This window comes from Paenibacillus sp. 1-8 (assembly GCF_056316205.1).
Window position 1 is genome coordinate 4,653,894 of record NZ_CM149995.1, and the last position, 23,553, is coordinate 4,677,446.

4 protein-coding genes and 1 pseudogene are annotated in these 23,553 nt (G+C 57.6%); all 5 read right to left on the reverse strand.

The window, feature by feature from the left end; all coding sequences use genetic code 11:
• Positions 1-190 precede the first annotated feature (190 nt).
• On the reverse strand, positions 191-1,924 hold the full coding sequence (locus AC0WRU_RS21460; protein WP_476126253.1) for an ABC transporter ATP-binding protein: 1,734 nt from the start codon (positions 1,922-1,924) through the stop codon (positions 191-193).
• Positions 1,921-3,747 (reverse strand): ABC transporter ATP-binding protein, encoded by a 1,827-nt coding sequence (locus AC0WRU_RS21465; protein WP_476126254.1) that lies wholly within the window; start codon positions 3,745-3,747, stop codon positions 1,921-1,923. The genes AC0WRU_RS21460 and AC0WRU_RS21465 overlap by 4 nt, the downstream gene beginning before the upstream one ends.
• The gene (locus AC0WRU_RS21470) at positions 3,737-7,018 is read right to left on the reverse strand and encodes a non-ribosomal peptide synthetase (RefSeq protein ID WP_476126255.1); all 3,282 of its coding nucleotides are present in this window, start codon (positions 7,016-7,018) and stop codon (positions 3,737-3,739) included. The genes AC0WRU_RS21465 and AC0WRU_RS21470 overlap by 11 nt, the downstream gene beginning before the upstream one ends.
• Before the next feature lie 153 nt (positions 7,019-7,171).
• On the reverse strand, positions 7,172-22,180 hold the full coding sequence (locus AC0WRU_RS21475) for an amino acid adenylation domain-containing protein (RefSeq protein WP_476126256.1): 15,009 nt from the start codon (positions 22,178-22,180) through the stop codon (positions 7,172-7,174).
• Between the two features lie 569 nt (positions 22,181-22,749).
• Positions 22,750-23,349: pseudogene (locus AC0WRU_RS21480) on the reverse strand (aminotransferase class III-fold pyridoxal phosphate-dependent enzyme); the annotation flags it as partial.
• Positions 23,350-23,553: the final 204 nt, after the last annotated feature.

Below are 23,553 nucleotides of genomic sequence, written 5' to 3' on the forward strand. Positions count from 1 at the left end.
TTGTACCTAGATGTCACTTAGTCACTCTTAAGAAGAACCGCGCAGGCCATTCCCGGAACGGCTCCTTCGGACTCTTACTCCTTTTTCGTGTCTACGTTTTCTGGTAACTACCGGTTATAAAGTCATACCTTGGATTACTAAAAGACTCTGTCGCATTCGCAAGTAGGAAGCCGCCCGCCGTAAAGCGGGTCTAGCCGTACAGCCGGGCGTAATAACCCCCGAGCGCCAGCAGGTCCTGATGGCGGCCCCGCTCGACGACCGTCCCTTGGTTCATGACGGTAATCAAATCCGCATGTTCCACGGTGCTGAGACGGTGGGCGATCAGAATGGTGGTGCGCCCCTTCATCAATACGTTCAGGGCCTGCTGTACCCAATGCTGGGATTCGTTATCCAGCGCGGAAGTCGCTTCGTCCAGCAGCAGAATCGGGGCGTTTTTGAGAATCGCCCGGGCGATCGCAATTCGCTGCCTTTGTCCGCCCGACAACGACGCTCCTCTCTCTCCCACCGGCGTTTTATACTGTTCAGGAAGTTCCTGAATGAAATGGTGAGCGTACGCCGCTTTGGCCGCTTCGATCACTTCTTCATCCGTTGCATCCGGGTTGCCGTAGCGGATGTTTTCCTCAATCGTGCCGGTAAACAAGAACGGCTCCTGCGGAACGTATGCAATCTGCCTGCGGATTTCGTCCAGCGTATAATGGCCGAACGGTTTGCCTTGGAGCAGGATTTCTCCGCTGTCCACAGGATAAAAGCCGAGCAGCAGCTTGATCAGCGTACTTTTGCCGCTGCCGCTGGCCCCCACGATAGCGGCGACCTGGCCGGGAAACACCTGCATGGACATGTCGACAAGCACCTTTTTATCCGCCTGATAGGAAAATTCCACATCGCGAAACTCCACCGCAGCCTCCGACACGAGCTCGCTGTGAGGAGATCCCAAACGCTCCGGTTCCTCTTCCTCTCTTAGTACCTCTTGAATCCGGTGAGCGCCCGCGAGCGAATTTTGGATCATCGACAGAACCATCCCCAAGTTCAACAAGGCGTGCGTCAGATTCACTTGCAGAACCGCCAGGGCGGCGACGCTTCCCATTCCCATCAGTCCGTAGGCATAAAGAAGACTGCCGATGACGATAATGCCGCAGAACGTGACGTAGCTGATAAAATGATTCACCGCAGCCTGCATGCCGTTCTTCTGCGCGGTTTGCCGAAGCGTCTGCGTCATTTGTTCGTTCAACGCCTCGTACTGGCCGTAAATCGTGCGGATGCGGAACAGCTTCACAATTTGAATGCCGCCCATAAAATCTTTGAATTTTTCGGTCATTTTACCGAGCGTTTGCAAGCCTTGTTCGGACAAGGCGCGAATATCCCGCGCAAATTTCAGGCTGACCACGGAGGACAGCAGCAGAATGACGAAGGATACGCCGGCAAACCGCCAATCGATCAACACCATGGAGACAATGGAGCCGATGCAAAAGACAACTTGAAGCAGCAAAACGAAGTAAACCTGCGAGAATGTAAACTCAACGGTCGTTACGTCGTTGTTCACCCGCGACAGCAAGTCCCCATGGTGCGTCTGCTCCAGGAATCTCGGCCGCACCCGGCACAGCTTGTCATAAAGACGTTCGCGGATATTCAGCACAGTCAGCTCGACACTGCGCTGGTATAAGTAAATGAACCAGGGAGAAATCACATTTTCCAGGAACAAGGCCGCGCCCAAAATAATAAAGGCTTCCACCATCAGGGACGTATCTCGGGACACGGCGAAATCAACCAAGTTATGTACGACCAAGCTGAAGGCGATCAGGAACAATGTCTGGGTGAGCGCCGTCACGGCCAGGCCAATGGCGTACTGGGTTTTGCGCTTGCGGTTCATAAACATCAGCAAGTAGCCGAGTTCTTTCACTTGCGAGAGCCATCCGCCCTTTTTCATGTGTACGCCACCTCCCTGCGTTCGGCAGACTCGGTAAATTCCTGATAGTACGACTGGGCGTACAGTCCCTTCATCTTCAGCAATTGTTCATGAGTGCCCTTTTCAACAATACTCCCCTGTTCCATGACCCAAATTTCGTCGGCGTTTTGTACTGTAGAAAGCCGGTGGGCAATAACCATCGTCGTTCTCTGCTTCATCAATACGCCCAGCGCTTCCTGAACCGCGCTTTCCGACTCCGGATCAAGAGCCGACGTTGGCTCGTCCAGCAGCAGAACGGGAGCATCCTTCAGAAAAGCCCGGGCCATTGCAATGCGCTGGCGCTGCCCGCCGGACAAAAAGCCTCCGCGCTCTCCGACATACGTCTGGTAGCCGTCGGGAAGCTGCATAATGAAGGAATGCGCCTGAGCGGCTTTGGCGGCTTCGATAATCTCGTCCATCGACGCTACTTCCCGCCCGTAGCCGATATTTTCAGCGATCGTGCCGCTAAACAAATATGAATCCTGGGTTACCACGGAAAAATGCGACCGAAGCTGCTCCGGATCGGCGCCGTGGATCAGGCTGCCGAACACGCGGATCTCGCCCTGGTCCTCCGGAAGCGGATAAAAGCCGCATACAAGCTTAAACACCGTGCTCTTCCCTCCGCCGCTCGCTCCGACAAGCGCGATCGTCTTCCCTTCCGGCACCGAGAAGCTAACATTCCGCAGGATCGGGGAGCTCTCCTCATACCCGAAGGTTACGTTCTGAAACTCGATGGGGGCGGCGCTCGCTTTCGGAAGCGAACGGCCATTTTCCGTTTCGGTCGGCTGCTCGACGATTTCGGAGACCCTTCTCAGGGCACCGGCCATTTCGAACGTCCGCGTGATGAGCTCGGGAATATGCTCCAGCGGCTCCAGACACAGATTCAGCAAGTACAGGAAGGCGATCAGCTCTCCCGCGCCTAGCTGCCCTTTGTAGATCAAATAGCTTCCGTAACTGACGGCGAAAATGATCGGGCTGATCATCAGCGTGGAAAGCAGCGGGTTGACCCAGGCTTCCCGCTTTTTCACGGCCAGCTTTTTTTGGGCCGTCAATTGCAGCAGCACTTGGTAGGAGCGAGATAACATGCCGGATAGCAGGTAGCTTTTTACAATAGGCATACCCCCAAGCGTATCCTGGAGGTTGACGTTCATTCGGCCCATGTTCGCCTGGGCTTCCTCCGTCAACCGCTCCAACTGCTTGCCGATCCATTGGGAAACCAGCAGCGCTACGGGAAATAACAGCAGGCTGTACAGCATCAGCTCCCATTGGAGGTAGATCAAATAAGCGAAACAGCCGATGAACAACAGCGGATGATAAAACCACTGGGCGAGGTCCCGAATCATAAACTGCTGGATGAGCTGCAGGTCGTTGTTGATTCGCGACAATACGTCGCCGGAGTGCTGCTTTTCCAAATAGGAGACCGGGAGTTTGCCGATATGACGCATGACATGGTTGCGGATATCCTGCACCGCAGAGGCGCTGCTTCGCTCCACGCCGAAGCTCATGAAATACTTCGCCGGCACACCGATCAAGATGACCACAAAGACCGTGTACACGATTTGCAGAACGATTGGCCCCGCCCCCTTCTCGGCCTGGGTGGTCAGCTGCTCGATCAAACTTCCCGTCCATATCTCAATAACAGCGGCGGCAATTGCGGACAAGGTACCGACGATCATCCAGCCTTTGTGACGGCTTACATAGGACATCAGCCAGCGGAACGCTTTCCAGGCGGCGTAAGCGGTTTGGCGCTTGGAAGGCGCCGCTGTGCCTTGTTCTAGAACAGACGGCTGGCGGTCAGCTTCCATGCAGTACCCCGGCCTCCGCTTCGATCTGCCGCTTGACTTGCTCTAAGATGTCCCGGATGACAACGGCCGTTTCGTCCACGCGCGCGAGTTCCAGCAATTCCTCGTGCGCGCCCTCCAGCCGGTAATCGGCGTAAGCTTGCGTCGTTGCCCCCCGCCAGGAAGGCAATTGGTGCTCCAGGCGGAACGCTTCGCTGTCCTTCGCAATCAGTTCGTAAATCCGGGCCGGGATCGTGCCGGAATTAATAAGCTGCGCTTCGTACGCCAAGGTCGCTTTGACCTTCCGATGAACCCGCTCCCGCACGAGCGGGTTGCTCATTAATTCCTTCTCTTCTTCGTCGAAATCGGCAAGCGTTTCTTCAAGCTCTTTCTCCGACGTTTCGGAAGGCGTCAGCGTGTCCTTAATCCACGAGTCCACCATGAGCACGTCCGTTACGGAATACCCTCTTTTCTCCATCGTTTTGGCTACCTCGAACGTCAGGTTGCCTCCGAAGCAGTAGCCGAGCAGCACGTAAGGTCCTTCCGGCTGGATGCGGACGATCTCGTCCACATAACGGTTCAGCATGGCCTCGTAATCGACGGCATCGTCGATAAAATCAATGCCGTAGAGCACGAACCGGCCGTCGAGCCTGCTTGCGAGCTCTCGGTAACCGATGCCGAAGCCGCTGCCCGGAGGGAAGCAGAACACGTTCAGATCTCCTGCTTTATTCAGCTTAATGAAGGAGTCTCCCCCTTTATCCAGGCCCAGATCCCCCTCGCCGAAAGCCATGGCTTCAACTGTTACATTGTGGAATTGGCGGTTCAGCGGTATCTCGATGCCCGTTTCATCGTAAACGGCTTGAACGAGCCTCATCAGACTTAACGAATTGCCACCCAACTCAAAAAAGTTATCCTTTACGCCGACCTGCGGAACGCCAAGCGTATCCTGCCAGACGCGGGCGATCTTCATTTCGAGCAGCGTTCTCGGCGCGACATATTCCGCTCCTCCGACCGCGGCTTCCTCCGGCGCGGGCAGCGCTTTGCGGTCGATTTTCCCGTTCGGGGTCAGCGGCATCCGCGAAAGCTGCACGAGGTGCGAAGGAATCATATACCCCGGAAGCTGCTTGGCGAGCTCCTCCTTGAGTTCATGCGCCGCCAGCCTCGTTTCCGCGACGTAGTAAGCGACAAGCTGCTTTTGGCCGTTCGCGTCGTCGCGGTCGAGCACCTTGGCTTCTTGCACGGCGGCGATCTTCAGCAGCTGCTCTTCGATCTCGCCGATTTCGATCCGGTAGCCGCGGATTTTGACCTGATGGTCGATCCGCCCCCGGTATTCGATGTTGCCGTCCGGCAGCCAGCGGGCGAGATCTCCCGTCCGGTAAAGGCGTTCTCCCGGCGCAAACGGATGTTCCACGAACTTCTCTGCCGTTAGCTCCGGATGGTTCAGGTAACCTCTCGCAAGCCCCACGCCTGCCACGCACAGCTCGCCGTCCACTCCCGGAGGCACAAGCTGCAGGTGGGCATCCAAAATAAAAATCCGGTGATTGGCCAGCGGGCGCCCGATCGGAATGACTCTGCGCTCCGGCTGCTCCTCATCCGCATCCCAAAGCGTCGTAACAATCGAAGCTTCGGTAGGGCCGTAAGCATTGAAATAGTGGACCTTCGATTTCCACTGCTGCACGAATTCGGCCGATACCGCCGAGCCTCCCGTTACGAGCTTCGTTAAGCTGGGAAGGCGGTCCGGGTTCAAATAAGCGCTGTACGTCGGAGGCAAAATCGCCGCCGTAATCGCATGCTCGTTCATATAACTCTCGAACAGGCGGTTGTCGAGAATCGTCTCGGCCGTCGGGATGTACAAAGCCGCGCCAAAATAGAGCGCTTTGAACACTTCCCAGCAGGACGCGTCGAACGACAGGCTGGCGAATTGAACGATCCGGTCATGCTCCGTGATGCCCAGCCTGTCCGCGAACATCAGCTTCAAGCTGACCAAACCGCGATGCTCCAGCATGACCCCTTTGGGTTTGCCCGTCGTACCTGACGTATAGATGACATAAGCCAGATCATTCGGACCGCTGGCCGGCTTCAGGTTCGAAGCGTCCAGCGCATCGGCGGAGTCCGCCCCTCTGTCACCCCAAACGAAATCGTCCAATTCGAGGCGCGTTCCTGCGAAGTCGGTCTTCTCGTGCAGATGCTTTTGAATCAGCAATAACGGCGCGCCCGAATCCTCGATCATGAAGCGGATGCGCTCCTCCGGGTAGTCGGGATCGACAGGCACGTATGCTCCGCCCGCTTTGAGAATCGCCAGAATGCCGACGACCATATCGAGCGAGCGTTCGGCCAGAATCGCTACCAGCTGGTCCGCTTCTACTCCCGTCTCCCGCAGCTTCCGCGCAAGGCGGTTGGATCGCTCGTTCAGCTCGCGGTAGGTCAGCTGCCGCTCGTTCATGACGGCGGCCACGTTGTCCGGGTAATGCTCCGCCTGCTCTTCGAACAAGCCGTGAATCGTTTTCCCCCGCTCGAACTCGGTTTCGGTGTCATTAAATCGCTTCAGCAGCGTCTCCCTCTCGTCTGGGGACAGCACATCGGCTTGTCCGAGCTCCAGATCCGGCTGAAATAAAAGCACGGACAGCAGCCGAACAAGATGGTCGGCCGCCTGTTCCACAAATGCCCGCTCGTACCGCTGCCCGTCAAAGCTTATCTCCAGCTCGATGGAGTGGTTTTGGCGGTCGAAGCGAAAAACCGTATCGGCCGCCACCCGGTTACCTAGCGGTCCCGGATGAATCGGGGCGAAGGATGCGACGGTGTTGACGACCGGGAGGCCGTCCCCCGTATAGTTCAGATGGAGCGGCTCCACCATTTTCCGAAAAGGCAGGTGCTGATTCTCCAGCGCCTCGCCGATGGAGGCTTTGATGCCCCCGAGCAGCGTTTTCAGCGTAGTCTGGCGGCTTACGGACGTCTTGATCACCAAGATGTCATGCGGCGGCGGAGTCCCGTCGGGGTCTGCGCTATAAGAAGGCATGCCGACCAGCACTTGGTCCCGCCCGGTATATTTGAACAGCAGGCTTTTTACTCCTGCCAAAACAATCATGTACAAAGCCAAATCCGAACCGTTGGCGAGGCAAATGATTCTCTCCGAGAGTTCGCTCGGCAGAGTACGGTGAAGCAAGCCCAGCTCGGCCGCAGCTTCCCCGTCGGCAGATAATTTGGAGGATTGACTGTAGGGAAGGAAGCTCAGGCTGTCATCGGCGTCAAACTTGCCGCTCCAGTACCGTTCTTCCTTTTCAAATAAAGATTTCATTTGTACCTCCCCTAAAAATGAAGTGAACGCATGCCCCGGCGCAGGTCCGAAAAGCTTGCTTTCGGCCTGCGCGTTTACGGGCTTGGACGTTGTTCGCCGTCTTCCTTGGGATGCGCGCCGCTTTCGCTTGACGGCGGAGGCGCGCTTGTAGGATTAGAACGCGAATTCGATCGTATCGACAGCACTCTTTGCGCCTGCCGCCGGTTTATGACATTCAATCCAACTTAACTCGAGTTGTGGATTTTCCGCAATTTGAGACAGTACCCGCAGGTAATCCTCGGTCAAGGTGCGGATCATCGCTTCTTTGAACAGCTTGGTGGCGTAGAAGAAGCCCCCGCTCAGCGCCCCGTTGTTTTCATACATAAACAGCGTCAGATCGAACTTCGCTTCTTCCAAATGGTCAAGCTCGTAAGTCTTCAGGCTGACCCCTTCCAGCTCGGCGTCTCGTTCTTCGATATTTTGCAAGTCGAAAACGGCATCGAACAGCGGGAAGCGGCCCGGCTCCCGCTTCACATTCAAACGCTCCACGAGCTCCTCGAATGGATAATCCTGGTTCTCGAAAGCACCCAAAGCCGTTTCCTTCACTTCTTCCAGGTAGGACAAGAACGTTTTGTCGCCCGACGGACGATTGCGGATCGCCAGCGTATTGACAAACATCCCGATGACCGGTTCCAAATCGGCGTTCGTTCTTCCCGCCACCGAGGTGCCCACGACCAAGTCCTCCTGCCCGCTGTACTTGGACAGCAGCACGGTATAAGCCGCAAGCAGCACCATGAACAGTGTGCTTTCACGCTCGGCCGCCAATTCGCGCAGCCGCGCAGAGAGAGAAGCTTCGACGTCGAACTCCAGATGCGCGCCTTCGTAGCTGCGAGCCGCAGACCGTTCGTAGTCCATCGGCAGGTCCGCCGTCGGCAGCTCGCCTTCGAAGGTTTGCAGCCAGTACGCTTCTTGCCGCCCGATCCGCTCTCGGTGGGCCTTCGACTGCTGCCAAACGGCATAATCCTTGTATTGAATGCGCAGTGGCGGCAGTTCTTCCCCGGCGTAGAAACTCGAGAACTCATCGATCACAATCGCCATCGATACGCCGTCGGACACCATATGGTGCATGTCGAAAAGGAGAATATGCAGGTTCGGCTCCAGCTTGATGACCCCGGCGCGCAACAGCGGCGGCTTGCCGAGATCAAACGGACGAACGAAGCTGCGGACGATCTGCTCGATTTGAGCCGCATCCTCTTTATCCGCTTGATGATGCTCGATAGCAAAATCGACCTGCGGGTAAATCCGCTGAACCGCTTCGCCCTTCACGATTTCAAAACCGGTGCGCAGCGATTCATGCCGTGTTATCAATTTCCGCAAGGCGGCTTCCAACCGGTCTAAATCAAACTCGCCTTCCACCTGCACCAGCTCCGGCATGTTGTAAAGCTGATCCGCTCCATCCAGCGTGTGCTGAATGAACAGCCGTTTCTGCGCGGAGGACAGAGGGTAGTATTCTCTCTCCTCCGCTTGAGGAATGGCCTCATGCTCCCGCCGTTCCATCCGGGCGATCGCCTCGGCCATCGCCGCAATCGTCGAGTGACGGAATACGTCGCGCAGCGGCAGGTTGACGTTTAATTCCTTAAATACCTTGCCCGCCAGCGTCGTCGCTCGCAGGGAGTGGCCGCCGATGTCGAAGAAGTTGTCGTGAACGCCAATCTCCTTCGCAAGCCCCAGCACCTCCTGCCAAATCGCCGCCAGCTTCGTTTCCAGCTCATTGCGCGGTGCGACGTACTCCGTTCCGCTTCCCGCTTCCCCTTCCGGCGCCGGCAGCGCCTTACGGTCAATCTTTCCGTTCGGCGTCAGAGGCAGGCGCTCCAGCTCCACGAAGTACGACGGGATCATGTAGCCCGGCAGCTCCTGCGCCAGCGCGCTGCGCAAATCGTTCACCGCCAGCTCCGCTCCGGTATCCGGCGTGTAATACGCGCACAGCGCTTTCTGCCCGTTCGCGTCACTTCGAACCAGCACCACCGCTTCGCGCACGCCTTCCACCCGCAGCAGCTGCGACTCGATCTCGCCCGTCTCGATCCGGTAGCCCCGGATTTTCGCCTGGTTGTCGATCCGGCCGATGAAGTCCACGTTGCCGTCTTCCATCCACCGCGCCAAGTCTCCCGTGCGGTACAGCCGCTCGCCCGCGGCGAACGGGCTGTCTACGAACTTCTCTTCCGTCAGCTCCGGACGGTTCAAGTACCCGCGCGCTACCCCGACTCCGCCGATGACCAGCTCGCCCAGCACCCCGACCGGCACCGGGTTCAGATGCGCGTCCACGATGTAGAATTTCGCATTCAGCCACGCTTTGCCGATCGGCACATTGCCTGTCTGCGACAGCTTCGTCAGCTCCTCGTCGTAGAAGCTTGAGTCGATCGCCGCTTCCGTCACGCCGTATGCGTTGATGATCCGGAACAACGAGCCGAAGCGTTCCTGCAAGGTCCGGTAATCCGCCACGCTGCAGCTGTCCGAGCTCGTGATCAACAGCTCCACCCGGCTCATATCCAGTTGCTGCTCGTGCACGTACTCCAGGAACGGCACGATCAGCGCCGGCGTCGATTCGAAGATGGTGACCCGCTCCCGCTCAATCCAGTGGTGCAGACGAGACGGATCGATCCGGTCGTCCTTCGGCACAATCACCATCGTGCCTCCGTTATACAGCGTCCGCGCGATATCTCCCACGAACACGTCAAACGAGAAGCTTGCGAGCTGCAGCAGCCGCACCGGGAACTGATCCAACCGGTATTCCCGCCGGTAGCCCGCCGCCGTGTTCACCAGGCTGCGGTGCTCGATCATCACGCCCTTCGGCTTGCCCGTCGTTCCCGACGTATAGATCACGTACGCCAGATCCTCCGGACGGGCTTCATGGAAGCTGTCGGTGCCAACATTCTGATGGCTCTCATCGCCGTCGTCCACAGCATCCGTCAGCTTGCCGGAGACAATGCCGGAGCCAATCGGCGCATTCGCCCGCTCCTCGCTGTACGACGCTTCGTCGTCCAGGTACAGCACCGCCGCCAGCGCCAGCTCCTCTTCGCCGAGCCATGCTTCGGCACGCTCTCGCAGCGGCGTTTGCGTCAGCAGCACCTTCGCTCCGCTGTCTTCGAGCATGAACCGCACGCGCTCCGCCGGGTAATCCGGGTCGAGCGGCACATACGCCCCGCCCGCTTTCCAGACGGCCAGCACGGCCACCAGCAAGTCCACCGAACGCTCGGCGAGAATGCCGACGATCGTCTCCCGGCCGATGCCGCTTGCGCGCAGCGTAGCCGCCAAGCGGTTCGCCCGCTCGTTCAGCTCCGCATACGTCAGCCGGTCATTCTCGTACACGACGGCCGCCTCTTCCGGCGTGCGCTCCGCCTGTTCCTCAAACAGCCGGTGGAACGCCGCCACAGGAGCCGCTTCCGGCTGCGCCGGGTTGAACGCGCCGAGAATTTGTTCTTTTTCCTCTGCCGTCAGCAAGTTCAGCTCGGCGATCTTCGCATCCGGACGGCTTACGATCGTTACGAGCAGCTGCTCGTAATGTTTCGCCAGCCGTTCGATCGTCTCCCTTTTGTAGAGAGCCGTCGCATATTCGAAGCTGTAATCCAAGCCGCCGTTCTCCTCGCCCACATCCAAGCTGATATCAAACTTCGCGGTATCCAGTGCGCTCGGATAAGGAATCAGGCGAAGCCCTTCCAGCTCAAATTCCTCGTTCTCCGTATTCTGCATCGTAAACAGCGTGTCGAAGAGCGGATTGCGGCTTAAATCACGGGTGACTTGCACCTTGTCCACCAATTCTTCGAACGGATAGTTTTGATGCTCGAAGGCGTGGAGGGTCGTTTCTTTGACTTCGTTCAGGTATGACAGGAATGTCTTCTCCGAAGCCGGATAACTGCGGATAGCCAGCGTGTTTAAGAAAATCCCGATCAACGGCTGCACATCTCCATGATTCCTTCCGGCAATCGGCGTACCGACGATCACGTCTTCCTGACCTGAATATTTATGCAGAAGGACGTTATACGCCGCAAGCAGCACCATAAACAGCGTCGTGCCCGTTTCCGAGGCCAGCTGCTTCAGGCCGTCGGTTTTCGAAGCGTCGAAGAAAAACTCTAGCGTTTGGCCTTCGTAGCTCTGCACGGCCGGACGCGGATAGTCGGTCGGCATTTCCAGCACCGGAAGCTCGCCTTGGAACATGTCCAGCCAATACGCCTCCTGACGCTGAAGCCGTTCCTTCTGCTCCTGCGAATGCTGCCAAACGGTGTAGTCTTTGTACTGAATGCGCAGAGGCTCCAATTGCTCGCCGCCGTACAAGCGGACGAATTCTTCAACAAAGATTTCCATCGAGACGCCGTCGGAAATAATATGATGCATGTCGTACATTAGAATATGGCGTTCCGGAGCCAGCTCGACAAGGCCTACCCTGAGCAGCGGAGGCTTCGCCAAGTCAAACGGACGGACGAAACGGCGAACCGTCTCTTCGGCCTCTTGCTCATCCGCTCGATAGAACTCCACGGCAAAATTCACGTCCTGGTAAATCCGCTGCGATGCTTCGCCATCCACCATTTCGAACCCGGTGCGCAGCATTTCATGCCGCGCCACGAGCTTACGGAACGCTTCCTCGAACCTTGCCCGGTCCAAAGCACCCTCCAGCAGCATCGCTTCCGGCATGTTGTAGCTAAGCTCCGCGCCTTCCAGTTGATTCAGGATAAAGAGACGTTTTTGAGCAAAAGATTGCGGGTACACCTCTCGGTCATCCGCCACCGGAATGGCAACGAATGTCTGCTCATCCAGCCGGGAAATGGCGGCCGCCATGCTCTCGATCATGGAATGGCGGAACACGTCGCGCAGCGGCAGATCCACGTTCAACTCTTTATGAATCTTGCTGACCAGCGTCGTCGCCCGCAGGGAGTGACCGCCGATGTCGAAGAAGTTGTCGTGAACGCCAATCACCTTCGCAAGCCCCAGCACCTCCTGCCAAATCGCCGCCAGCTTCGTTTCCAGCTCATTGCGCGGTGCGACGTACTCCGTTCCGCTTCCCGCTTCCCCTTCCGGCGCCGGCAGCGCCTTACGGTCAATCTTTCCGTTCGGCGTCAGAGGCAGGCGCTCCAGCTCCACGAAGTACGACGGGATCATGTAGCCCGGCAGCTCCTGCGCCAGCGCGCTGCGCAAATCGTTCACCGCCAGCTCCGCTCCGGTATCCGGCGTGTAGTACGCGCACAGCGCTTTCTGCCCGTTCGCGTCACTTCGAACCAGCACCACCGCTTCGCGCACGCCTTCCACCCGCAGCAGCTGCGACTCGATCTCGCCCGTCTCGATCCGGTAGCCCCGGATTTTCGCCTGGTTGTCGATCCGGCCGATGAAGTCCACGTTGCCGTCTTCCATCCACCGCGCCAAGTCTCCCGTGCGGTACAGCCGCTCGCCCGCGGCGAACGGACTGTCTACGAACTTCTCTTCCGTCAGCTCCAGACGGTTCAAGTACCCGCGCGCCACTCCGACTCCGCCGATGACCAGCTCGCCCAGCACCCCGACCGGCACCGGATTCAGATGCGCATCCACGATGTAGAATTTCGCATTCAGCCACGCTTTGCCGATCGGCACATTGCCTGTCTGCGGCAGCTTCGTCAGCGGCTCGTCGTAGAAACTTGAGTCGATCGCCGCTTCCGTCACGCCGTATGCGTTGATGATCCGGAACAACGAGCCGAAGCGTTCCTGCAAGGTCCGGTAATCCGCCACGCTGCAGCTGTCCGAGCTTGTGATCAACAGCTCCAACCGGCTCATGTCCAGCCCCTGCTCGTGCACGTACTCCAGGAACGGCACGATCAGCGCCGGCGTCGATTCGAAGATGGTGACCCGCTCCCGCTCCATCCAGTGGTGCAGACGAGACGGATCGATCCGGTCGTCCTTCGGCACAATCACCATCGTGCCTCCGTTGTACAGCGTCCGCGCGATATCTCCCACGAACACGTCAAACGAGAAGCTTGCGAGCTGCAGCAGCCGCACCGGGAACTGATCCAACCGGTATTCCCGCCGGTAGCCCGCCGCCGTGTTCACCAGGCTGCGGTGCTCGATCATCACGCCCTTCGGCTTGCCCGTCGTTCCCGACGTGTAGATCACGTACGCCAGGTCCTCTGGACGGGCTTCATGGAAGCTGTCGGTGCCAACATTCTGATGGCTCTCATCGCCGTCGTCCACAGCATCCGTCAGCTTGCCGGAGACAATGCCGGAGACAATGCCGGAGACAACCGACGCATTCGCCCGCTCCTCGCTGTACGACGCTTCGTCGTCCAGGTACAGCACCGCCGCCAGCGCCAGCTCCTCTTCGTCGAGCCAGGCTTCAGCACGCTCTCGCAGCGCCGTTTGCGTCAGCAGTACCTTCGCTCCGCTGTCTTCGAGCATGAACCGCACGCGGTCCGCCGGATAATCCGGGTCGAGCGGCACATATGCCCCGCACGCTTTCCAGACGGCCAGCACGGCCACCAGCAAGTCCACCGAACGCTCGGCGAGAATGCCGACGATCGTCTCCCGGCCGATGCCGCTTGCGCGCAGCGTGGCCGCCAAGCGGTTCGCCCGCTCGTTCAGCTCCGCATACGTCAGCCGGTCGTTCTCGTACACGACGGCCGCCGCTTTCGGCGTGCGCTCCGCCTGTTCCTCGAACAGCCGGTGGAACGCCGCCACAGGAGCCGCTTCCGGCTGCGCCGGGTTAAACGCGCCGAGAATTTGCTCTTTTTCCTCTGCCGTCAACAAGTTCAGCTCGGCAATCTTCGCATCCGGACGGCTTACGATCGCGGCAAGTAAATGTCCGAAATGAGTCGACAGCCGCCGGATCGTGCTTTCTTTATAAAGAGCCGTTGCGAATTCAAAGCTGCACTCCAGGCCGCCGTTTTCTTCCGTAACATCCACACTCAGGTCGAACTTGGCCGTGCCGTATTCGCTAGGGTACGGGGACAATTTCAGCCCTTCCAGCTCAAACTCTTTATCCTCCAAGTTTTGCAGGGAGAACATCGTGTCAAACAGCGGGTTGCGGCTCAAATCCCGGCTGACCTGCACTTTATCGACGAGCTCTTCGAACGGATAATTCTGATGCTCGTAAGCGCCTAAGGTCGTTTCTTTCACTTCTTCCAGATACGACAGGAAGGTCTTCTCCGAAGCCGGATAATTGCGGAGCGCCAGCGTATTGACGAACATTCCGATCAAAGGCTGCGTGTCTCCGTGCGTTCTGCCCGCAATCGACGTTCCGACGATCAAATCGTCCTGACCTGTGTATTTATGCAAAAGCACGGTATATGCCGCAAGCAGCACCATATACAGCGTCGTTCCTCTTTGAGCGGCCAGCTGCTTCAAGCCTTCGTTCGTTGCCTCGTCCACGAAGGACGTCAGCGTTTGTCCCTCAAAGCTCTGCACGGCAGGACGCGGATAGTCCGTCGGCATTTCCAGAACCGGCAGCTCGCCCCGGTAACGGTCCAGCCAGTAAGCTTCCTCGCGTTTCAACTGCACTTTTTGCTCGTCCGACTGCTGCCATACCGCATAGTCCTTGTATTGAATGCGCAAAGGCTCTAATGACTCGCCGCCGTACAGACGAACGAGTTCCTCGACTAACACGTCCATCGAAACCCCGTCGGAGACGATATGGTGCATGTCGAACATCAGCAAATAACGTTCGGCTGCCAGCTCTACGAGCTCCGCCCGCAGCAGCGGAGGCTTCGCCAAGTCGAAAGGCCGGATGAAGGCCTGCACGACTTCAGGCGCTTCTTCCTCGCTCGCATGACGGTACTCGACGGCAAAGTCGACGCTCTCGTAAATGCGCTGTATTGCTTCGCCTTGTACGATCTCAAAGCCGGTTCGCAGCGTTTCGTGCCGTGCGATCAGTCCGCGGAAAGCCTTCTCCAGCAGGCTCCGGTCAATCGATCCTTCCAGCAGCAGCACGCCCGGCATGTTGTAGCTCTGATCGGCCCCTTCCAGCTGATTCAGGATAAACAGCCGCTTCTGAGCTGAGGAAAGCGGATAATATGCTCTTGCGCCCGCCAGCGGAATCGACGAGAACGACTGCTCTCCGATCCGGGAGATGGCGAGAGCCATCTCTTCGATCGTCGAGTAGCGGAATACGTCGCGCAGAGGCAGCTCGACGTTCAGCTCCTGATGCACCTTGCTCACCAGTGTCGTCGCCCGCAGGGAATGGCCGCCCAGGTCGAAGAAGTTGTCATGAACGCCGATGTGCACCAGTCCGAGCACGCTTTTCCAAATTCCGGCCAAGCTGGCTTCCAGCGGAGTCCGAGGCGGAGTACGTTCTTCGCCCGGCTGCAAGCTCTCCTCCGGCGCCGGGAGTGATCGGCGGTCGACCTTGCCGTTCGTCGTCAGCGGGAGCCGCTCCAACTGGATCAGGTACGCCGGAATCATATAGGCCGGCAGTTCCTGGGAAAGCACGCTCTTCAGCTCGGCCGCCGGAAGCTCGCGGTCCGCTTCATAATAGGCGCAAAGCTGCTTCTCGCCGGAGGCGTCTTCCCTCGCGAATACCGTCGCTTTCCGAATTCCCTCCACTTTCTGAAGCTGAGCTTCGATCTCGCCCAGCTCAATGCGGAAGCCGCGGATTTTCACTTGGTCGTCCGTCCGTCCCACGTATTCGATCGTGCCGTCCGGCAGCCATTTCGCCAAATCCCCCGTCCGGTACATGCGCTCTCCCAGCACAAACGGATTGTCCACAAATTTCTCCGCCGTCAGCTCCGGCCGGTTATTGTAGCCCCGTACCAAGCCTTCTCCGCCGACGCAAAGCTCCCCGGCCACGCCGATCGGCAGAAGCTTATTCCGGCTGTCGACGATATACACCGTCGTATTACTGATCGGCCGTCCGATGGGTACGGTAACCGCCGACTCATCGACGAAGTCGACCGGAAGGTACGTGGTATAAACCGTGCTTTCCGACGGGCCGTACAGGTGGTTGAGCCTGCCCGGTCCGATATGGGCGAGCGCTTTACGCACATGTCCGACCGACACGCGCTCTCCTCCGAACAAAATCGCCCGGACATCCCGCAGGCAGTCGACGTTCACATCTACAAGGATGTTGAAGAAAGCCGTCGTAATCAGCATGACCGAGATGCGCTCGCGCTGGATGAGATCCGCCAGCCGGCCGATTTCCAGCAAAGTCTCGCGGGGAACCAGCACCAGCCGCGCCCCGTTGGTCAAAGCGCCGAAAATATCGAAAATCGCTCCGTCGAACGAATAGCTCGAAAGCTGGAGGACATGATCCCGTTCGGTGATGTCGATATAATTCGTATCTCGCACGATCCGCACGATGTTGCGGTGCGAAACAAGGTTGCCTTTCGGCTTGCCCGTCGTGCCTGACGTATAGATGACGCAGGCCAGATCTGTCGCTTCGGTGCCCGGATTTAGATTTGTGCCGTCCTCGTGATAGAAGGACTCGTCATCCAGTAAGATCACGGAGTCCGAACCCGCCAGGCGCTCGCGCAAGCGGCTTTGCGTCAGCATGACCTGCGCTCCCGAATCCTCGATCAAGAAACGGATACGCTCCTCGGGATATTCCGGGTCAATCGGTACGTAAGCCGCTCCGGCTTTGTGTGCCGCCAGCATGCCCACCACCATTTCGATGGAACGCTCAGCCATAATGGCGACCAGACGGCCTTTGGATATCCCGTGGCTACGCAAGGTACGGGCAAGGCGGTTGACGCGTTCGTTCAGCTCGCGGTAGGTCAGCTCTTGCTCATTCAAGGAGATGGCGGCTGCATCCGGGATGCGCTCCGCCTGCTCTTCGAACAATTGAATGAGCGTCTTCCCGCGCGGAAATTTTGTGGTGGTGTCGTTAAAACGTCCGAGAAGGTCGGCCTTTTCTGCCTCCGTCACAAGTTCCAGCTCGCCCACTGTAATTTCCGGGTTATCCGTCACCTGCTCCAGCAGATGGACGAGATGCCTCTTGAGCCGCTCGATGCTGTCTTTATCGAACACTTCGGCGTTAAAGTCGAACCGAATTTCGATCTCGACTCCCGGCACCACGGTCACGTTGAAGTTATAGTTCGTCTGCTCCTCCATCTGAACGTCAGCGATCGTCAGGTCGCCGTGCTGCTGGTCGCCCGCCTGCTCCATCTGCTCGTCCACCGGATAGTTCTCGAAAGCGATGATATGGTTGATCAGGTTCTGCTTTTGCACGCTGCGGGCTTGAATTTCATACAGCGGATAGTAATCATAACGCCCGGACTCCAGCGCCCGCTCTTGGAGCTTCGCCATCAGGTCGGCGAACACGGTGTCCGCTTCGCTCGTGACGCGGACCGGCACCGTATTGATGAACAGCCCGATCATGGACTCGATGCCCGGGATTTCCGCCGGTCTTCCGGCCACGACGCTGCCGAATACGGCATCGTTTGTTCCGTTATATTTTTGCAGCATCACGCCCCAAGCGGCTTGCAGCAGCGTATTGACCGTAACCAGGCGCTGTTTCGCCACCCGGTCCATCCGCTCGCTCAAGTCCTTGCCCAGCTCGGCGGTGACGTGATCAGCCGTAAATCTGCCGTTTGGCGCCGGTTCCTTTTGCCCCGGGAGTACGGTTTGCCCTTCATAACCTGCCAGGAATGCCGTCCAATAGCCGGATGCCGCCTGATCGTCCTGTTTCTCCAACCATTCGATATAGGCGCCATAATCCGATCCCTTATCTCCCGCTGGCTGCTTGCCGGATGCCAAGGCCGAGTACGTCTCAAACAGCTCCTGCGTCAGCTGCGGCAGGCACCAGCCGTCCATCAAAATATGCTGGAAACTCCACAGCACATGATAGCTTTGCTCTTCGGTGCGCAGGATCGTAACCCGAACGAGCGCGTCATGTTCCATGTCGAAGCCGCGAAGCTTGTCATCCTCGGCCTTTTTATCCAAATACGCTTGTTTCTCGTCCGCCTGCAAATGAAGCAGCTCTTCATATTCAAAGCCGACCGGCTTGTCGCGGTATATGATTTGCAGCGGCTCGCCCGCCGGTCCTTTCACAAAATTCGCCCGCAGCACCAGATGACGTTTCGCAAGCTCCATCCAGCTCCTCTCAAAAAGCTGGACGTCGAGCGCTCCCCGCATCGTAAACCGCGTCTGCTCGAAGTAAGCGGCCGTTTGCCGGTCAAACGCGCTGTGGAACCACATGCCCTTCTGCATCGGCGTAAGCGAGTAAATATTTTCGATTTCCCCGAGATGGCCCGAGCGCTGGGTGATTTGCTCCAATTCCGCGATGGTCAAGCCTTTAAATTGCACGTCGCTCGGCGTCAATTCGGTGTTTTCTTTGCCTGCGCAGTGGGTAATGAGCTCTCGGAGACTTTGCTCAAGCCGCTGAGCGAAGGCTTCCATCGTTTCCTTGCGATACTGCTTCCGGCTGTAGCTGAGATCGAGCGATAAAGCGCCGTCCAGCACCATGCCGTTGATATCCAGCACAAAACTGCGGGCCTGCCGGTCGCTGGCCGGGCTGCCGCTGGAATAAGAAGATATGCCGATCTCGTCCTGATTGACATCATCGTCGAACTGGCCGAGGTAGTTAAAATTAATTTCCGGCTCTGCGCCCCAAACAAAGCCATCCTCCGATTTGGAGAGATAGCGGCATACGCCGTACCCAAGCCCCTTGTTCGGAATGCGGCGCAAGCTTTCCTTGACCTGTTTAATCTGATAGGCCAAATCCCGGTCGGTTTCCGGCTCCAGGACGACCGGAAACTTGGTCGTAAACCAGCCGACTGTGCGCGTGATATCGATATCCGTTCCGATCGATTCGCGTCCGTGTCCTTCGAGATTGATCCGCACCCGTTCGTGTCCCGTCCACTTGCGAACGGCTATGCCGAGCGCCGTTACCAAAATATCGTTCATTTCGGTGTTGTAGGCCCGGTGAACCCGCTTCAGCAGCAGCTCCGTTTCTTCGGGAGTCAAACGGACGAACAGCGATTCGCTGTCCTGCTGCGTCGTAACGTCCGCCTCCAGATCCTTCGGCACGGCCGGAACCGCAATTTGTTCCACGGCCTGCCAATAGGCCCGTTCCTTCGCCATCTCCGGGCTTTGCGCGTAAGCGGCCAGCTGCTCGGACCAAGTGCGGTACGCATCCGTTTTCGCCGGGAAACGAATTTCCTCGCTTTTGCCGGCCTGCTCGTATCCCAGAGCGAAATCCTCCATCAAAATGCGCCAAGACACGCCGTCCACCACGGCATGATGAACCGCGAGCAGCAAATGATCGCCGTCCGCGCACCGGAACAGTCCCGCCTTCACGAGGGGTCCGTTCTCCAGATCGATGCCCGCTTGAATGTCCGTTGCCTTCGCTTCCACAGCCTGCGCGGTATTCTCCGCATCCTTGAAGTCGAACACGTCCAGCGTGAACAGCCCGCCTTCCTGAATCGCGCGGTTCCGCGCGCTAAACCCTTGTTCCGTCTTGCGGAACACCATCCGCAAGGCGTCATGATGCTCGGCCAGCTTTTGCAGCACCTGACGTACCGTCTCTTCGTCGAAGCGTTCCTTCCGGTACAGCATCACCGACTGGTTGAAATGATGCGGGTCCGCAAAGGAGCTCTCGAAAAACCAATGCTGAATCGGCGTCAGCGCCGTTTCACCCGTTATTTCGCCTTGATCGATGGTACGTCCGATCGGTTTCACATGCAGGCTGAGCTGTGAGATAGTCGGATATTTGAACAAATCCCGGATTTCCAGCTTGTACCCGGCTTGATGAAGCCGCGAAGATACTTGAATGGACTTGATCGAGTCTCCGCCCAGCTCGAAGAAATGATCCGTTACCCCAACGCGATCGGCGCTCAATACCGCCTGCCACACATCGGCAAGCGCCCGCTCGGCTTCATTGCGGGGAGCTACGTACCCGCCGCCGGTCAGCGCGTTTCCTTCCGGGGCGGGCAAAGCCTTGCGGTCGATTTTGTCGTTCGGCGTGAGCGGCATCCGCAGAAGCTGAACAAAATGCGCCGGAATCATGTAATTCGGCAATTTTTGCGCCAGCGCGCTTCTCAGCTCGCCGAGCGTAAGCGGGCGGCCCGCGACCAGGTAAGCGCACAGTTCTTGCCCGCTTTTGCCTTCCCGCGCGATTACGATCGTCTCCTGCACGGAGTCGATCTTCAGAAGCTGCTCTTCAATCTCGCCGATCTCGATCCGGAATCCACGGATTTTCACCTGATGGTCAATCCGGCCCAAGTACTCAATATTTCCGTCCGGCAGCCAGCGGGCCAAGTCGCCCGTCCGGTAAAGTCTCTCTCCGGGCTCAAACGGGTGTTCGATGAATTTCTCCGCCGTCAGATCCGGCCGGTTCCAATATCCCCGGGCGAGGCCGACGCCCGCGATGCATAATTCTCCCTCTACTCCGATAGGCGCCAGCTGATTTTGTGCGCCCAGTATATACAAGCGATGGTTCCAGATCGGACGTCCGATCGGTATCGCTCTGCGTTCGGTGTCATACGTAGACGCCGCCCACACGGATGTGGCGATCGAGGCTTCCGTCGGACCGTACGCGTTATAGTACTGTACCTTGTCTTTCCACTGCTGCACGAATTCGGCTGAAACGGCGGAGCCCGCCGTGATGAGCCTGCTCAGACTCGACAGGCGGTCTGAATTTAAATAAGCTGCATAAGTTGGCGGCAAAGTGGCGATCGTAATTGCATGCTCGTTCATGAAACGTTCGAACAGTTGATCATCCAAAATCGTCTCGGTTGACGGTATATATAAGGCCGCCCCGAAATACAGAGCGTTGAACATCTCCCAGCACGACGCATCGAACGATAGGCTGGCGAATTGCAGCACTCGATCCTGTTCGGTCGTGTGAAGCGTATGGGCAAACGTCAGTTTCAGGCTGACCAGCCCGCGATGCTCCAGCATGACCCCTTTGGGTTTGCCCGTCGTACCTGACGTATAGATGACATAAGCCAGATCGTTCGGACCGCTGGCCGGCTCCAGGTTCGAGCCATCGTCGCTGTAGGCCTGCTCGTCATCCAGCGCCACCACGGTCCCTTCGAACGGCACCTGCTGCAGCAGCTCCCTTTGAGTCAGCAGCAGCTGCGCGTTCGAGTTCTCCAGAATGTAGCGGATGCGTTCTTCCGGGTATTCCGGGTCGATCGGCACGTAGGCACCGCCAGCTTTCAGAACCGCCAGAATGCCAACGACCGTCTCCAGCGATCTCCTGGCCATCAAGCCTACCAGCTGATTGGGCAGCACGCCGACCGATCGCAGCGTCCGCGCCAGCCGGTTCGCCCGTTCGTTCAGCTCCGCGTACGAAAGCCGCCGCCCCTCAAAGACAACCGCCGTCGCTTCGGGCACCCGCTTCGCCTGCTCCTCCACGAGCTGATGAATCGTCCGATCACGGGGATAGTCCTTCTCGGTATCGTTAAAGCTTTGCAGCAATTGAAATTTCTCGTCCTCCGACAGCATGTCCGCCCGCACGATGTCCAGCTCCAACTCGTGAAGCCCCACGGCCAGCAGGCGATTCAGATGGCCGACGACCCGAGTCATGAACTCGGAGTCATATAAGTGCTCGTTATATGACAGCGCTAGCTGTATCGTCCCGCCGGTTAAGCTGAATTCAAAGGAACAATCCGTGACCACGTTTTGCCCGATTTTGTCCAGATGCAGCTCCTTAAGGGATACTAGCGTATGGACGACGGGTATCCCGCCTGCATATTGCAGGTCCAACTTCTCCGTCATTTTCAAGAACGGAATATGTTGATGCTGAATCGCTTCCGGCAAGGAAGTCCTCAGCTCGCTCAGAAGCGTTCTAAAAGTCGCACCCGCCGAAAGCGAGTTTTTCAAAATGACCGTATGATTAACGGATCGGCGCGTCTCCGTCGGTTTCCGTACAACCGGCATGCCGACCAGAATGTCAGAAGCGCCTGTATATTTATGCAAGAGCGACTGAACACCGGCGAGCAAAATCATAAAAGCGGCCAGCGGAGCGCCCTTGCTCATTTGAAGGACGCGCTGCGCCGCTTCCTCCGAAAGCGAACCGCCGACGGTTTTCACAATGGGCGCCAGGGAGCTTGGAGCTTTGCTGTAAGGCAGCCGCGTCAAGGTATAATCGTCGCTACCGAATTTTTCGTTCCAAAACAACGTTTCTTTTTCAAAAGCCACTTGGATCATTCCCCTCTCTTCATCGGTAAAAGCAATCCGGCGGAGCATATGCCGCAGCAACGCTCCAGCCTCGCTCCCCGCCTTTTCAAACATGTGACAACAATATCAATGGCTTTCGCCAGGTCACCGCTTCGCTTGCCCGGTTGATCGCATGCGGCAATCCTCTGCCTAGCAGCTGTCCCGCTCGGCTCCCATGCGTGAAAGACAACAAAGAGCATCGTTCTACGCAAGAGATGCGGCTGCTTCCGGCTCCTCTGCTTCAATATGCTTGCTGCGGACGAGCCGCCCGAAGACGGGCTTTGGTTTAACATTGGGTTCGGAATTGGATTTGGGGGTGGACAAGGGATGTTCCTCCCATCGATGTAAGGCTTGCTGTAGGGTTCCGGCCGGCCAGCAGGAAGTCGGCCGTACCTCCGGATTCGGCACCGGAGCTGCCTTTGTCGAAGCCTATATTTAAGGGATATTGATACACTCTATGTACGATTTGTATATTCCTCCGCCTTGTGTGGATAAGTAAAGATCCGGCTGCGGGGTAGTGAGCTTTTCCTGACGATTAGATGTGACGATGGTGCTGCATGAGGCTCAAAGAATGCTCCGTATGGCATGAACGAGACAGCCCTTGGATTGGCGGTGAATTCCATGCTGCCTGACGGTACCGCAGGCAGGATGGCGGCCGGCTTGTCGATTTCGGAGTGCGAATCAGTCAGGATATTCTCGATATAGCCGAGCGTATCCATTTCTGCGAAAGTCCCGCTCGGGTGCGGCATGAACGTAACTCCGCCCAGAGGAAGCCCCGCCCCTTCCCTCATGGACTTGGAGCTTGTCGCCGACAGGCTGCCGAGCGACATGCCGTGGAAGCCGCCCATGAATGCGAATATCCCGGTTCTCTTCTTCGCCTTGCGTGCGAGCTTAAGGGCCGCTTCCACCGCGTTCGTCCCCGTCGGACCGCAGAATTGAAGCTTGTAATTCAGCTTCTTCGGCTCCAGGATCCGCTCCGAGAAGCTCTGGATGAATTCGCGCTTGGCCATTGTATACATATCCAGACCGTGCATAATCCGGTCGGAGGTCAAGTAATCGAGAACCCGGTCCTTGATATAATCGTTGTTATGACCGTAATTCAGTGCCCCGGCACCTGCAAAAAAATCAATATATGCTCTTCCGTCCTCAGAATATAACAGGTCCCCCTTGGCCCGGTCGAATACCACCGGAAAGCTTCTGCAGTAAGATCTTACGTTGGATTCCAGCTTTTCAAAAATGCTCACGCGCTTCATCCTCCATCGGAATTGGGATAAGGTTGGCTTCGGAACCTTCTGACGTCATGGAGCGAGATATTCTCGGCTGTCATTTTCCACAATTGTCGGTCCCCGCATGCCGGCTTGCTGGGTAGCCAGTGGACTGGTCTCTCGCGCACAGCTTGGATAGGTATAAAAACCATCCAATTCTATTTTCTATCATAATTGGAAATG